The organism is Candidatus Binatus sp. (assembly GCF_030646925.1).
GTDB lineage: Bacteria > Desulfobacterota > Binatia > Binatales > Binataceae > Binatus.
In genome coordinates this window covers 1-14746 of sequence record NZ_JAUSKL010000036.1, presented here as the reverse complement: position 1 = coordinate 14746, position 14746 = coordinate 1, and the positions used below count along the sequence as shown (strand labels likewise).

Genomic DNA, 14746 nt, shown 5'->3' with positions numbered 1-14746 from the left:
CTGGTTCTCGATCAACACCCGCTCATCGTTAAATTCCCGCCACTCAACGTCTCGGCGTTATAGATACTGCGCGGACTTTGGGGTTCAAAACGAAGGGGAAAAATTATGTCGAATCATTTCACCGGCCTTAACCTCGGCCCTCCGCTCGGGGACCAACGACTCGACCTCTGCGATCTCTACGCGTTCCAGGCACCCGTCGATCCGACAAGGACCGTGCTGATCCTTAATGCCAATCCGACTGCAGACGCGCTCCATCCCGACGCGATCTACCGCCTCAACATCGACAACGACGGAGATTGCCTGACCGACATCGCGATCAGTTACGTGTTCTCGAAGCCGCAGAACGGCAAGCAGACGGTGAACGTTTTCGTGGCGAAGGGCGCGGAGTCGCGCTCAGTCGAAGCGGTTGGGACGAAGATCATCGCCGACGCCGAGGTCTCCTTCGGCGCCAAACCCAACATCGTCAAGTCCGGCGGCTACACGTTCTTCGCCGGCAATCGCAGCGACGCTTTCTTTTTCGACTTCGACGGAATCAAGAATCTGTTCGACACCAAGGGCGGCAGAAATTTCACGGCACCGCATCTTGGCGGCAAGTCACCATGGACGGGCGTGGACTCAAATACTGAGGCGAATGTGTTCTCGACGGTGCTCGAGCTGCCGACATTCGAACTCGGCGCCAACCCTGCGGTCCGCATCTGGGGGCGATGCAGCGTGCGCCGCGATGGCAAGCTCCTCCATGTCGATCGCGCCGGCCACCCGTCGGTCAGCAGCTTCTTCAACACCGACGACACCAAAGAGGAGTACAACGCCAGCGAGCCGGTTAACGATCGCAAACGCTGGCTCGATCAGTTCGTCCATTTGATGGGGCATACCGGCAACTACACCCGGGAAGAAGCAATCGCCGCGATCGATGCCGACGGCCTGCTGCCCGACATGCTGAGCTTCGATCCGTCGAAGCCCGCGAAGTATCCCAACGGGCGCGCTTTTACCGACGATGTCATCGATCACCGCCTCGCCTTCCTCTCCAAGGGAGACATCCCATCAGACGGCCTTAAGCCGCACACCGATCTTCTCAAGGAGTTCCCGTACATCGGCACGCCGCATCCCAAGGCGGGCTAGTGCGAGGTTTGATTCGCGCCGCGCACCTCGGCAGCAAGGGCGTCATCCCCTGCTGCGATGCTCTGCGTACAGGTCGAGCGCATCTCTGTCCCTCGCCCGTTATTTTACGGGAGAGGAAGCCGAGTCGCTGTCAAGCGACGAGGTAGGTGAGGGTGCAGGATCGTGAGCAGCGCACTGATGCTCGCATTTTCGTCCGGAGCACGCCGCGCGGACGACATTTATGTCACGGAGCTATCTAGAATCGATGAAGATCGTGAATCTCTAAACATCGAACCAGCGTGCGATCCAGAACCCTCACCCACCCGCCGCAAGAGCGGCGGGCTCCCTCTCCCGTAAAATAACGGGCGAGGTTTTCGGAGCGGCAGCCTTCAACGCGATCGCGATCGCACCGATGATCTAGAGCCGCATCGGCATCACGACGTAGGTGTACTGCGAGTCCGCCTCGGGCGCGCGGATCACGCCGGGACTCACGTCGTCGCTGAGCCCCAACTCGACGTTGGCGCCAGCCGGAATCACGCCGAGCACCTGCGAGACGTACGAGGCGTTGAAGCCAATCGCGAAATCTTCGTTGTTGAAATCGACGTCGAGCGATTCGCTGGCCTCGCCGGTCTCGGGACTCGTCGATGACACCGTGAGCAATCCCGGCGAGAGCGAGAACTTCACGCCGTGATAGCGCTCGCTTGAGAAAATCGCGGCGCGCTTGATCGCCGCGAACAACGCGTCCCTCGGGACCGCGATTTTGTATTTCGACTGCTTCGGTATGACGCCGCGATAGTCGGGAAATTCTCCTTCGACCAGCCGCATCGACACTTCGGTGTTGCCGCGCTTCAGATATGCGAGCTGCCCTTCGAGCGAGAGCCGCACTTCGGTGTCGCCGTCCTGGTCAAGGATTTTGCGCAGCTCGGCGAGTCCTTTTCGCGGAATGATCGCGCCGCCATCCATCGAGAAGCCCGCGACTTCGCGCTCGATCATCGCAAGGCGATGGCCGTCGGTGGCGACCATCCGCGCGGAACCAGGCGCACTCGATTCGACGAACACGCCGCTCAGATTGTAGCGCGCTTCATCGGGACTGACCGCGAACAGAGTCTTGTCGATCATGTCCTTCAGTACCGTCGCCGGAATCACGAGCTCGGCCTTCAACTTTTTTTTCGCGCCGTCCGCTTCCTTGCCAACGCTCTGACTGGGCATCGCCGGAAAGCTGCGCGGATCGAGGCCCATCATTTTGAATTTCGCGCGCCCGCACTTGAGTTCGACCCAATCGTTGTCGAGCGTCGTCAGCGCGACCTCTTCGCCTTCCGCCTCGCGCACGATCTCGAAAAGTTTGCGCGCGTTCAGCGTCAGGCTTTTTTCCTTGCCCGAGCAGGCGACATTGGTGCGGATGCCGACCTCCAGGTCGGTCGCGCTGAGATTTAGCCCATTGCCATTGGGCTCGATGAGAACGTGGCCCAGGATCGGCACCGTCGTTCGCCGTTCGACGATTCCCTGCACCAAACCCAAACCACCAAGCAGAGACGTGCGTGCTATCGAGAGTCCCATGAATTAATTCCCGTCTTCCTATTCCTGATCTTAAGATCTCTAAAGACTTTAGCAGTAACCGTAGGAGTTGTGGATTTGTTTATGACTCGGCCAAGCGATTGATTTTGCACGCACTTCCGCGGCTGAAAAGTTGTCGGTGAAGCGGCGGCTCGATCGCCTTGCGCGGGCGCAATCGGCCGAGCCTGTCGAAAACCCGCTCTTCATCCGCATACCGTCCACAAGCTCCTGCACAAGCTTCATCGAGTCACGCCGCGTTGCGAACCGACTTCAGCTCGCGCTCGATTTTTTCGATCGACAAACGGAAAGCGGAGTCGCTCGAGACGCGCCGCAGGATCAGATTATACGCATGGATCACCGTCGAATGGTCGCGGCCGAAGTGATCGCCGATAGTCGGAAACGAAGCGTCGGTCAGCTTGCGGCTGAGATACATCGCGACCTGCCGGCAAAACGCGATGTGCTGCGTGCGTTTTTTCGATTTGAGGTCGGTAAGCCGGATGTGGAAAAAATCCGAAACAGTTTTCTGGATTGAATCCACGTCAGGCTTCGCGTCGTGATTCCGAATCAGATCGTGCAGGGCCTGGCGCGCAAATTCGACGGTGATCGCCGCCTTGTTGAGCGAGGCCAGCGCGCCGAGCCGCGTGAGGCATCCTTCGAGCTCGCGCACGTTCGAGGAAACGCTCTGCGCGATATACATCGTGACCTCGGGCGCCAGCTTGAGATTTTCGAGCACGGCCTTTTTCTGGATGATCGCGACGCGAGTCTCGAGATCGGGCGGCGCGATATCGGCAATCAGGCCCGATTCGAAACGGTTGCGCAGCCGCTCCTCGAGGCCCGGAATTTCCCGCGGCACCTTGTCCGACGTGAGCACGATCTGATGGCGTTCCGCGTGCAACGCGTTGAAGGTGTGAAAAAATTCCTCCTGGGTGCGCTCGCGGCCGGCTAGAAACTGGACGTCGTCGAGGATCAGCGTATCGACGCGGCGAAATTTTTCCCGAAACTCGCCCATCTTGTCGCGTCTCAGCGAATTGATCAGTTCGTTCATGAAAATCTCGGCGGGCATGAAGAGAACTTTGCGCGGCCGATCGCCCGTCGTCCAGATACGATGGCCGATCGCTGTCACCAGGTGCGTCTTGCCGAGGCCGACTCCGCCGTAAATGAAGAGCGGATTGTATTTTTCGCCCGGCTGATTGGCGACCGCCTGCGCCGCCGCGTGCGCAAACTGATTCGCCGAGCCGACTACGAACTCCGCGAACGTGTAGCGCGGATTGAACTGCGGATGCCGATCGCCGCGGCCGCCGTCGGACGTCGATCCGCGCGGCGCCGCGACTTTTCCGTTGCCATGACCATTGCTATGGCCATTGCCGCTGGCGGTGCCGTTCCCGTTCTTGTGCGCTTGTTGCAGTGCTGCAACTCCGCCATTGCCCAGCGTCAGGTTGATCTCCATTTCTTCGCCGGCTTCCGCCGCGAGCGCGCGGCGCAGCAAATCGAGATAGCGTTCATTGATCCAATCGCGAAAAAATCGATTGGGCGCCTCGAGTGTAACGGTCGTTTCCTGCTGCGCGATAAACTTGAGCGGTCCGATCCAGGTTTCGTAGCCGACCTGTCCGAGTTCCTCGCGCATCCGGTCAGCAGTGCGCTGCCACAAGCCAGTCATATTTTGGAATCCCCCATCGATATCCGGCGCGCGCGCAGGCGCGCCCGGAGTCAAGCCGGCAAGCCGATTTGCCGGGAGAATTACGCACAAGCTTATCCACACTTGTGGATAAGTATCTTTTCCCTTGCTGGAGACGGAGATTTGGCGGCGCGGCGCCTCCGATTATCAACCTTTCCAGCTTGCGATCGGTTCTGTTGGCCCTGAGATTTGAATCGAAACAAAAGGCGGATTGCACGCGCTGCGAGGCCATTAGTGAAACGCGCTCACCATCGATGCGATCAGGACTGTTGTTTTTCGTTCGAGTCGGAATACTGCGACAAGGAATGTTGTTAAACATTTTTGGCGATGGTGACAAGCGCGGAAAAACACTTTCAGCTATGCACTTGGATCGAAAGAGAAATTTCGCGCGGGAGCGATCGCGCCGCGCGCAGCGGAAAATTCGCCGCGAACACGCGATCGCTCACGATGGCTCTAGAAGCCATCACGCGCGATCGAGCCGATGCGCGACTTGACGCCGCCGCAGATAGTCTGTCTCGATTCCGCGACGCCCGATTGATAGAATTTTCAACAGCCGTCAGGAATAAGCGATGCAAAATTCAGAAACCTCCCGTGAACTTTTCAACCGCGCCAAAGTTAAGATTCCTGGCGCGGTGAATTCTCCGGTGCGCGCGTGGAACGCCGTCGGCGAATCTCCGCTCTTCATCGAAAGCGGCGCCGGTGCGTCGCTAACCGACGCCGATGGACGCCAATTTCTCGATTACGTGTGCTCTTACGGGCCCGCGATCCTCGGCCATGCGCATCCGCGAGTCACCGCGGCGCTCGCGCATCAGGCACGCTCCGGATTGGGATTCGGCGCGCCGACGCGGCTCGAAGTCGAGCTCGCGGAACTGATCTCGTCGGCGATTGGATGCGCCGAAAAAGTTCGCCTCGTCAGCTCCGGCACCGAAGCCGGCATGACCGCGCTCAGGATTGCGCGCGCCGCGACCGGCCGCCCGAATATCGTCAAGTTCGACGGATGCTATCATGGCCACAGCGACTCGCTGCTCGTCCGCGCCGGTTCCGGCGGCATGACGCTCGGACAGCCCGATAGCGGCGGCGTTCCGGCTGCCCTGGCGGCGCTCACGATGGTGGCGCGCTACAACGCGATCGAGAACGTCGAGAATGTTTTCCGCGCGGCGCCGGATAAAATCGCAGCCGTGATCGTCGAGCCGGTCGCCGCGAACATGGGCGTGGTGAATCCGCTGCCCGGCTTTCTGCACGCTCTCGCGGAGATCGCGCATCGCAATGGCGCGCTCCTGATTTGTGACGAAGTTATCTCCGGATTCCGGCTGAATTTCGGTTCGGCCAGCGAAGCGATGGGCGTGACGCCCGATTTGATCATGCTCGGGAAAATAATCGGCGGCGGGATGCCGATCGGCGCGGTCGCCGGACCGTCGCGCCTGATGGATCTGCTCGCGCCGATAGGACCGGTTTACCAGGCGGGCACTTTGTCGGGAAATCCGCTCTCGGTGCGAGCGGGACTCGAGACGCTGAGCGAACTGCGCGAGACGAATCCCTACCCGCGGCTCGAGGAGTTGGGCGCGCAGCTCGAGCGCGGACTCAGCGCGGCGCTTGACGCGAATCGCGAGCCGGGATGCGTCAATCGCGCGGGTTCTTTGCTAACGATGTTTTTCGGGCCGGAGCGCGTGACCGATGCTGACGAAGCACGCACCTCGGATTCCAAAAAATTTGCGAAGTTTTTCCACGCGATGATCGCGCGCGGAATAAATATACCGCCGTCACAATTCGAAGCGATGTTCATCTCGACCGCGCACACCGACGCTGATATCGATCGCACTATCGCCGCCGCCACCGAAGCGCTCCGCGATACAAACCAGGGGCGAGCGTAATCGCCGATGCCGCTGATCTCCGGCAAATACGCGCGCTCGCTTGCGATGGCGCTCGAAATTCCGATGTCGCCGATCGCAGGCGGCGTCTTCGGGCATTACATCGACGTGTACTTTCACACCGAGCCGTGGTTCACCGGCATCCTGGCGTTATTCGGATTCATCCATTCGATTGTGACCATCGTGAGGATCGTGAGGATGGAGACGCAAATTCCGCCGGGCCCGCCGAACTGATCGGTGTCGATAATGCTCAGCGATCGAATCCCCACGATTCCCGCGATTCAGCGCACCAACATTTTGCTGGTCGCGATCACCGCCGCGATCCTCGGCTGGTTCGATTCGATGCCGGCTGCTTACGGATGCATCCTCGGCGGCGTGGTCGTGATCGCCAATCTGTGGATTCTAAGCTTGATGGGCGGGCTCATTCTCGCGGCCGCTGGCGCCGGCGTGTCCGGCACGATGGCGAAGTTCGGCGTGCTCGCGATTCCGCTCAAGATGCTGATCGTGGTCGGACTGGTGTACCTGCTGTTCACCCGATCGCACATCGACGGCTTCGGTTTTGCCCTCGGCGTCTTGACTCAGATGACGGCGGCCATTATTGAAACCGGGCGTGCCTCGCTGCGCGGTTCAAGCTAGAATCGCTGCGGCGGAGAAACTGGTTTGCAGAAATCGATAAATTTTCTAGAAATACTTGGCGGCGGCAAGATCCCCGAGGTGGTCGTCGGTGCCTGGCTGGTGATGGGCGTGCTGCTGATCTTCGCTTTTCTTGCGCGCCGATCGCTCGAGACCGCGAATGATCCGCTGCTATCCGACGACAAGATAAGTCTGCGCTCGATTTCCGAGACCATCGTCGAGTGGGCCGACGGCTTCGTCCACGAAGTCACCCAGCTTCATCATTATCGGAGCTTCGTGCCGTTTTTCGGAAGCCTGTTCCTGTTCATCCTGTTGGCGAATTTTCTTGGATTGGTTCCGGGGATGGAACCGCCGACCGGCGATTCCGATCTGACTTTTGCGCTCGGCACGATCTGCTTCATTTTTTACATCTACCACGGGATGAAAGCGCAGGGCGTCGGCGGCTATCTGCGAACGTTCCTCGGACCGATGATCGCGATCGCGCCGCTGATGCTCATGATCGAAATCGCCGACAATGTGTTTCGGCCGTTTTCGCTCGGCGTTCGTCTCTACGCCAACATGTTCGCCGACCACATGGTGCTCGGCATCTTCACCGGCCTGACCAAAGTGATCGTGCCGCTGGCATTTCTGACGCTCGGCTCGATCGTGTGCATCATCCAGGCGATGGTGTTCATGATCCTTGCGATGTCATACGTGCGGCTCGCCGTCAGCCACGAACATTAAACGAAACAAATTTTCTGAATTAAATTTCAGCATGTGAAAATCGCGCCAGGGATGTAGTCCCGAACGGTGGTGGTAGAGGAAAGAGATGCGGCGGGTAACGCACTCGAAGGCGCGCGCAAACCAGGAGGAACGGAAATGGTTCGACGGTTAGGTACGGTTCTGACGATGGCGTCGATGGCGATTCTCGCGTCGCCGCTGCTCGCGATGGCGGCGGATGACGTCGCGGCCGGCAATGGCGCACCGCTGCGCGCGGGCTTGATCGCGCTCGCGGCGAACCTCGGCGTGGGTATCGCGGCATTCGGCAGCGCGCTCGGCCAGGGACGGATGGCGGCATCGGCGATGGAATCGATCGGGCGCAATCCCAACGCGGCGGGTCAAATCTTCACGCCGATGCTGCTCGGTCTCGCCTTCATCGAAGCGCTGACGCTGTACGCATTGGTGATCGGATTTTTGCTGCAGGCGAAGATCTAGTCGAGGAAGAAGGTTTAGCGATCATTTCGCAACGACGGGGCTCCTCGCGGAGCCCCGTTTCTCATTTTGTGCGAATTCGGTGAAAAGTACTCGGTGGAACGACTTTAAACACGCCCCACGCCATTGAAAGCCTCGACCAGCATGACGATGTTCGATGCCGCGAGATGTAGGGCATACGCGACTAGGTGCGAGGGGACCTGTCGCATCTGCTCGCCTCGACCATGCGCGGCAATTTTATTCCTTAAGGTTGCCAGCCCTTCCATTGAGGTCTGCAAGAACGGGGGTATTAGACCATTGTCGATTACGGTCTTGATCAAAGGGGCGGCCGTAGCATTCGCGGGGCAATGCCATTTCTTCAGGCCGCATATCACTTTGAGGGTGCTCTCGAACGCTTTGAGCGACCCCGTAATGGCATCCTCGCGCTTTTGATGCTCGTCCTTGCCGGCAGTCCTGTACAATTCGTGAGCGTGCAGAAACTCTTCACGTGGTCCCTTGAATCGAGGATCAGCTAACAGGGAAAGTGCGGGCTTGACAGCTTCGCTATGTAAGTACTGACTATCAACTCGAATTATATTTCCGCTATCAAACTGGTAGCCGAGTTGAGCCTCCCGAAACCGATAATTCAGTTCAGAAATGGCGTCATCTGGAGCTTGCTTCAGACCTCTACTTCTCACCTCGGATTGCCATTTATAGTCATCTAAGTTCGCGAAATTCCAAATGATTCGGAACGTCAATTCGATGACATCTAATGCGTCCTCGATCGGTGCATCCAGCAAGTAGTTAGAACAACGCGCCAGAGAGTTATCGCCGGTCGCCAACCGAAATACGCCTTTTTCTTTTGACAACACGGATTCGATCTCGTGCCACAGATCATTGCTATTGGGCGGATCGGGCTGCCAACCGTACGGATCAGGATTCGCATAGCGGCCAATTGCTGCGCGCCAAATGTGGATTATCTGGATGCGGAGAGGGTTCGGTAGGGCGTCATACTGATAAACTTCGGGTTGCCCGGCTTGTTCAGCACGTCGCTTCCGCCTCGAAAACAGATCCTGAACGGACATCCTGCTCCCCTCCTAGCAACTAATTATATCATCTCTCAGTTTATTCGAATTGCGGCTGACAAGTCTGATGACGTGATAGGTTGGCAGTCGGCGTGCGTCGGTATCTCGAAATTTCAATGACGCCGACTTCGGTCACTATCCGTAGACCGTACGCCGCTAATCAGTGACAGCGCGAAACGTTAGCTGCGTTTCGCGCCCTGCAGGATGTCGAAGGGTTCGCGGCGGCGCTCGCGCCGCAGCAATACGTACATTGCGCCCGCCCCGCCGTCGGCGGGACGCGCGCTGGTGAACGCCAGCACGTGTCCTCCGATCGAGCCGTGAGACAGCCATCCGGCGCACGCGTGTTTCAGCACCGCTCGTCCGCCCGGAGATCCGAGCCCGCGCCCATGCACGACCAGCACGGTGCGCAGGCCTTTGCGAACCGACCTCAGGATGAAATCCTTCAGCGATTCTTTCGCATCGGGCTGGATCATCCCGTGCAAATCGAAATGATCCTGGACCGCGAACTCGCCGCGCCGCAGTTGCGACACCAGGCGCGGATCGAGGCCGACGCGCCGCCCCTCGACGTATTCCTCGGTCTCGCTGATATCGAACGGCGCCTGGCCTGAGACCAAATCCGACAGTTGCGCGATTACTTCCGCGTCTTCATCGACGATCGTGTGACCGACCGGCGGCTCGACCGGCATCCTTGCGCGGCGCGAACCGTTGAGCGGCCGCACTCCTTCGAGCGCCTGCTTCAGGATCGCGTCGTCGTCGAGTTCCGCGGTGATCGCACTCGCCGCGGCGATCGAGGTCGTCGCGATTTTCGCGGCCGTCGCTTGAGCAGGCGCCTGAAGCGGCGTTTTGTTCGCGGCGATCCCGGGCGCAGGCTGGCTCAGCTTGCGCTCCGCGAGCATCTTTTTGAGATCCTTGAACGGCGACGCGAAGATCGGTTTGGGCGCCGCGGCTTTGGCGGCTGCGGGTTTCGCCGGCGCATGCTTTCGCTTCTTGGCCATCTGAAAGTCCGGATCCGTGAACCTGAGCGAGAGGCCACCAGCTTACGCTGAAGCACGAGGATGGTTCAAATCACGCTATCGCGAGCGACCGCATCGGCGTTTTACTTGGTGCGGCGAGCGCGCATCGATTAGACTTGGCTGCCGTATCTCGAGATCCGAGAGGGGGCCGACCATGCGCCGTATCGTGATAATCTCAGCCGCTGTTCTCGGAACGATCGTGATCGTGGCCGCGGGCGTGCTGTTCTACGCGGCGACCAACCTGAATTCGATCATCGCGGGCCACAAGCAGGGCCTGCTCGATCGCGTGAGTCTCGCGCTCGGCCGCGAGGTGCAGGCCAGCGACATCACGGTGTCGCTCGGATGGGGCATCACCGCCGATTTGAAGAACGTCAAAATTGGCGACGACCCGACGCTCGCGCAGATGCCGTTCGTCGAGGCGAGCGACGTTTACGCCAAGCTGCAACTTGCCCCCCTGCTCGCGCGCCGGATCGAGGTGGACGAAGTTTCGCTCGAAAAGCCGGTGATTCGAATCATCCAGATGCAGGACGGGCGGCTGAACGTATCGACGGTCGGCAAGAAGCCCGAGGGTGGCGACGCCGCGCGCGAGGCCGCGGAGAAGGAAAAGCGGCTCCGCGCCAAGCCGTCGCCGCTCGGCTCGCTGTTCGTGAAGAATTTCTCGATTCGCGACGGCACGCTGATTTATCAGCAGGAAGGCGCGAAGCAATCCGCGATGCTGAACGCGATCGATCTGAGCGTGAAGGATTTTGGCTTCAACGCGCCGTTCACGGTCGCGCTCACGATGGCCGCGTTTGCCGACAAGCAGAATCTCGATATCGACAGCACGCTCGGCCCGCTGATGAAGAACGGCGTGATGGACGTGTCGGCGATTCCATTTTCGGTGAAAGCCAAAGTCGGACCGATCCTGCTGAGCCAGTTGCGCGCCATCCAGCTGATCGCGAAATCGATTCCGCCGAAACTCGTCATCCCTCAGCCGATCAGCGCGGAGGCGCAGGCCGACGGCACGATCGAATCGCTCAAATTCGTGGTCTCGAGCGATTTGAGCGACGAGAAGATCACGTTCGGCAACACGTTCAACAAGCCCGCCGATATCAAGCTCAAGGTCGATGCGGAAGGTTCGCGGATTGGCTCGGCGATCGATGTGAAAGTCGCCAACGTTTCGCTCGGCGACCTCGATTTGAAGGCGACGAATATCAAGGTTGGCGGCGGCAGTACTTCCGCGCGCATCGATACCAATAATTTCGATCTGACGGCGCTCGCGAAGATGATTCCCGATCTCGCGAAGTACGATCCGCGCGGCAAAACCGAAATTCACGCCGATGTCGCGCTGGCGGACGGCAAACCCGCGGTAAACGGCAACGTGACGCTCGCGGTCGGCGATCTCAATCTCAAGGCGACCCGGATTCGCGTCGGCGGCGGGCAGATGTCGGCGCGTATCGATACCAACAGCTTCGATCTCGCCGCGCTTCCCAAAGAGGAGCCCGCGATCGCCAAGCAGGTGGCGGTGCTCGCGAAATACAATCTCGGCGGCAAGGCCGAGATTCATTCCGACGTCACGATGATCGGCAGCAAGCCGTCGGCCAAAGGCACGGTGTCGCTGACCGACGTTTCGGCCGCGCAGCCCGACGCGAAACTTCCGGCGCTCAGCAAACTCAACGGCAATATCCGGCTGGCGGGCAATAGCGCCGACGTTGGCCCGATGACGTTCAACCTCGGGCCGGCGCACGGGACGCTCAAATCGCACGTCGTGCAGCTTCAACCGCTGCTCGCGAATTTCGATCTCACCGCGGGATCGATTCATCTGGCGGATTTCGTGCCGACGCGTCCGCCCGAGGACCAGGTGAATCAACTCGCTGCGACGGGCGGAGTCGCGATGCAACCCGGCGGACTTTCGGTGAACTCCAAGGTCACGTCGGCGTCGGGCGATCTTTCGGGCGTGGCGTACGAGAATTTGAACCTCAACGCGTCGCTCGACGGCAAGCGCGCGCGCGTGCAATCGCTCAACGTCAAGGCGTTCTCCGGCAACGTTGCTGCGACGGCCGAGGCGATTCTCGATACGGCGTCGCCGTTTTCCGCGACGGTCAACTTTTCGAATGTCAATCTGCAGCAAATTCTCGCGGCGCAAAAATCCAAGATGGCCGAGACTGCGCGCGGGATGATGACCGGCTCGGCGAAAATCGCGGCCACCAGCGGCGATCGCATGATGCAGACGCTGCGCGGCGACGCGAAAGTGTCGATCCTCGACGGCAATTTGGCCGACGTGCCGTTCCAGAATCTCGACATGGTCGCGGTTGCCAACAACGGGAGCGCGCGCCTGCAATCGCTCAGGCTGAAGGCATTCGCGGGCGACATATCGGCGACCGGCGAGACGCGGCTCGGGCCGTCGGCGCCGTTTTCAGCGGCGATGAATTTTACGAACCTCGATTTGCAGCAGATGCTCGCGGCGCAAAAATCGAAGTCGGCGGGAATTGTGCGCGGGACGCTCACCGGCAACATGAATGTCGCCGCGGTGGCGGGTCCATTCGATCAGATGAAGCCGACGTTCAAAGGCGACGGGCGCCTCAACGTCGTCAACGGCAAACTGATCGGCGTCAATATCGGCGGCGAATCGCTGCAGAAGCTGACGAACCTGCCGGTGGTCGGCAACCTGGTGCCGCTCGGCGTGATCCAACGTCATCCGGAATTGTTCAACAACCCGAACACGGACATCCAGAATGCGAGCCTCAGCTACGTGCTCGCCGGTCCGCGAATTACCTCGCACGATATCAAGGTGCAGACGGTCGATTACAATCTGCTCGGCGACGGCTGGTTCGACCTCGATCGCAATATCGATCTCGCGGTGCGGATGGTGCTCTCGCAGCCGTTCAGCCGCGAACTGGTGCAACAGAATAAAAACGTCGCGTATATCGTGAACACCCAGGGACAGGTCGATTTCCCGGTGCAGATTAGCGGCCAGTTGCCCAAGCCGTCGGTGCTGCCCAACGTGTCCGAACTCGCGCAGCGCGCCGCGATGCATGAAGCGCAGAACCAGGGCGAGAAGTATCTCGGCAAAGTGCTCGGCAAGAAGGGCATGCCGGGAGGAGCGGCCGGCGGACTGATAGGCGGATTGCTCGGCGGCGGATCGGGCGATACGTCGGGCGGCAGTACCGGCGGCGCGCCGATGGGAAGTGCACCGATGACGGGACCGTACGGCAGTGCTCCTGCGCCGGCCGCGCCGTCGGGCGGCTTATTCGGCAAGAAGGGATTGCCGGGAGCAATCGGCGGCTTGCTTGGAATGCCCAGCGACACATCGGGGACGAGCAATCCCGGCGGCGCGCCGGGCTATGCTCCGGGTGCGAGCCCGAACAGCAATCCGGGCTATGCGGGCGCGCCACCGGCAGGATCGAACGCCAGCACGCCCCCGAGCGATCCGTATGGCGGATACGCGGGGCAGCCGCCTCCGTCGGGCGCTGGTCGCAAGGGCGGTGGCGGTCGCAATCGGCAGCAGCAAAAGCCGCAGAATCCGCCGAACCCGCTCGATCAGTTGCAGAAGCTGTTCTGATCAGCGCTGCGGACGTCGCGAACTGATTCGGCCAGATCAGTCCTCAGGCTGCCCGCTGTGCTTTGATCCGCGCTGCCGCCGCGGGCGCGAGATTCTTGCGCGCCATCTTGAGATCGTAGTGGGTCTGGAGATTCAGCCAGAATTCCGGGCTGTTGCCGAAATACAAGCTGAGACGCAGCGCCGTATCAGCGGTAATCCGGCGACGGTTGTGCACGATCTCAGCAATCCGGTTTGGAGAAATGCCGATTGCCTTCGCGAGCTGGTTCTGCGACAGGCCGTATTCGGCCAGAAATTCCTCCTTCAGCATCTCGCCGGGTGTAACCGGCGCAAATTCTTTCTTCATGATATCCGCGACTGCAAGTCTGCATCAGCGAGTTGCTGCAGGCTACAGGTTCATCTGCACGATCGTGGCGCCGGCGCCGCCCTGATGAGGCTCGGCTTGCCGAAACGACGAGCAATATGGCGACGTATCGAGATATTCGGCGACGGCCTTTCGAAGCGCGCCCGAGCCGATTCCGTGCACGATTCGGACTTCGGCGCGATTCGTAAGGAACGCCTGATCGAGGAAGTCCTCGAGCTTGCGGAGCGCGTCGCTGGTGCGCATCCCGATCAGATTCAGTTCGCTGCGCTCACTGGCGTCGCTGCTGAAACTGATCGCGGGCGTCCGTTCGCGCGGCGCGCGCTCTTCGCTCCGAGCCGGGGCGGCGCGCCTGAGCCGCTCAGGCGAAACTTCGATCCGCAAACCGCCGCGGCTGATCACCGCGCGGTTCGCTTCGAGCAGTGTCAGTTCGCCGCGGATGTCGCCGACCTCGACGCTGTCGCCAACCTTGAGCGGCGCAGTTGATTCGGGCGCGGGCGATGGCGACGGCGCCAGCCGCTCGAGCCGCGCCGCGGTCTCGGTGATGAACTCCTTCACGTCGGCGCGCGATTTCGAGCGCTGCTTCAGTTCCTCCAAGATGGTCGCGCTTTCGCGCCGAAAATCCTCGACCATCTCCGCGGTCTCAGCGCGGAGCCGCTTGCGGTCGTTCTCCGCGCGTTCGCGCGCGAGCTTTGCCGCCGCACGCGCGTCGGTCTCGACCTCGGACAAGTTCGCTTCGCGCTCGCGGAGC

The 14746-nt window shown here is 60.4% G+C and carries 14 protein-coding genes; 7 read left to right on the top strand and 7 right to left on the bottom strand.

The annotated features are described in order from the left end of the window. The first annotated feature begins 105 nt into the window (after nucleotides 1-105). Nucleotides 106-1119 carry a DUF4331 family protein gene (locus Q7S58_RS05990; RefSeq protein WP_304821986.1) on the top strand — a complete coding sequence of 338 codons (1014 nt, stop codon included), beginning with the start codon at nucleotides 106-108 and terminating at the stop codon, nucleotides 1117-1119. Between the two features lie 396 nt (nucleotides 1120-1515). Here the strand turns inward: Q7S58_RS05990 and dnaN are convergent, their stop codons facing one another. The 3 genes from dnaN to dnaA are packed head-to-tail and all read right to left on the bottom strand — an operon-like array spanning nucleotide 1516 to nucleotide 4309. Further along, complete coding sequence (dnaN, locus tag Q7S58_RS05985) at nucleotides 1516-2655, bottom strand: DNA polymerase III subunit beta (RefSeq protein WP_304821983.1); 1140 nt, start codon at nucleotides 2653-2655, stop codon at nucleotides 1516-1518. A gap of 48 nt (nucleotides 2656-2703) precedes the next feature. Further along, entirely contained in the window at nucleotides 2704-2895 is a 192-nt protein-coding gene (locus Q7S58_RS05980) for a hypothetical protein (RefSeq protein WP_304821980.1), read from the bottom strand. A 4-nt stretch (nucleotides 2896-2899) separates the two neighbouring features. Beyond that, nucleotides 2900-4309 (bottom strand): chromosomal replication initiator protein DnaA, encoded by a 1410-nt coding sequence (gene dnaA, locus Q7S58_RS05975; protein WP_304821977.1) that lies wholly within the window; start codon nucleotides 4307-4309, stop codon nucleotides 2900-2902. A 587-nt stretch (nucleotides 4310-4896) separates the two neighbouring features. On the opposite strand from dnaA, the gene hemL reads away from it, so the two are divergent. The 5 genes from hemL to atpE all read left to right on the top strand — a co-directional run bounded on the left by hemL (nucleotide 4897) and on the right by atpE (nucleotide 8022). Next, complete coding sequence (gene hemL, locus Q7S58_RS05970) at nucleotides 4897-6198, top strand: glutamate-1-semialdehyde 2,1-aminomutase (RefSeq protein ID WP_304821974.1); 1302 nt, start codon at nucleotides 4897-4899, stop codon at nucleotides 6196-6198. A 6-nt stretch (nucleotides 6199-6204) separates the two neighbouring features. Next, nucleotides 6205-6429, top strand: coding sequence for an AtpZ/AtpI family protein (locus Q7S58_RS05965; RefSeq protein ID WP_304821971.1), 225 nt, complete (start codon nucleotides 6205-6207; stop codon nucleotides 6427-6429). Nucleotides 6430-6432: 3 nt separating this feature from the next. After that, the gene (locus Q7S58_RS05960) at nucleotides 6433-6831 is read left to right on the top strand and encodes a hypothetical protein (protein WP_304821967.1); all 399 of its coding nucleotides are present in this window, start codon (nucleotides 6433-6435) and stop codon (nucleotides 6829-6831) included. A gap of 24 nt (nucleotides 6832-6855) precedes the next feature. After that, complete coding sequence (gene atpB, locus Q7S58_RS05955) at nucleotides 6856-7551, top strand: F0F1 ATP synthase subunit A (protein ID WP_304821964.1); 696 nt, start codon at nucleotides 6856-6858, stop codon at nucleotides 7549-7551. 135 nt (nucleotides 7552-7686) lie between these two features. Continuing rightward, nucleotides 7687-8022 carry an ATP synthase F0 subunit C gene (gene atpE / locus Q7S58_RS05950; RefSeq protein ID WP_304821962.1) on the top strand — a complete coding sequence of 112 codons (336 nt, stop codon included), beginning with the start codon at nucleotides 7687-7689 and terminating at the stop codon, nucleotides 8020-8022. Between the two features lie 104 nt (nucleotides 8023-8126). Here the strand turns inward: atpE and Q7S58_RS05945 are convergent, their stop codons facing one another. Continuing rightward, nucleotides 8127-9083, bottom strand: a complete 957-nt coding sequence (locus Q7S58_RS05945) for an STM4504/CBY_0614 family protein (RefSeq protein WP_304821960.1) — start codon at nucleotides 9081-9083, stop codon at nucleotides 8127-8129. Nucleotides 9084-9262: 179 nt separating this feature from the next. Beyond that, a complete protein-coding gene (locus tag Q7S58_RS05940) occupies nucleotides 9263-10078 on the bottom strand; it encodes a Smr/MutS family protein (RefSeq protein ID WP_304821958.1) in 816 nt (271 codons plus the stop codon). 172 nt (nucleotides 10079-10250) lie between these two features. Here Q7S58_RS05940 and Q7S58_RS05935 point away from each other — a divergent pair, with 172 nt between their 5' ends. Beyond that, complete coding sequence (locus tag Q7S58_RS05935; RefSeq protein WP_304821956.1) at nucleotides 10251-13637, top strand: AsmA-like C-terminal region-containing protein; 3387 nt, start codon at nucleotides 10251-10253, stop codon at nucleotides 13635-13637. A gap of 43 nt (nucleotides 13638-13680) precedes the next feature. On the opposite strand, the gene Q7S58_RS05930 is transcribed toward Q7S58_RS05935, so the two are convergent. Together Q7S58_RS05930 and Q7S58_RS05925 are read right to left on the bottom strand one after the other, a co-directional pair. After that, on the bottom strand, nucleotides 13681-13980 hold the full coding sequence (locus Q7S58_RS05930) for a HigA family addiction module antitoxin (RefSeq protein WP_304821955.1): 300 nt from the start codon (nucleotides 13978-13980) through the stop codon (nucleotides 13681-13683). A 42-nt stretch (nucleotides 13981-14022) separates the two neighbouring features. Beyond that, nucleotides 14023-14746 (bottom strand): Smr/MutS family protein (locus Q7S58_RS05925; protein WP_304821951.1); only part of this gene is annotated, 724 nt, incomplete at its 5' end.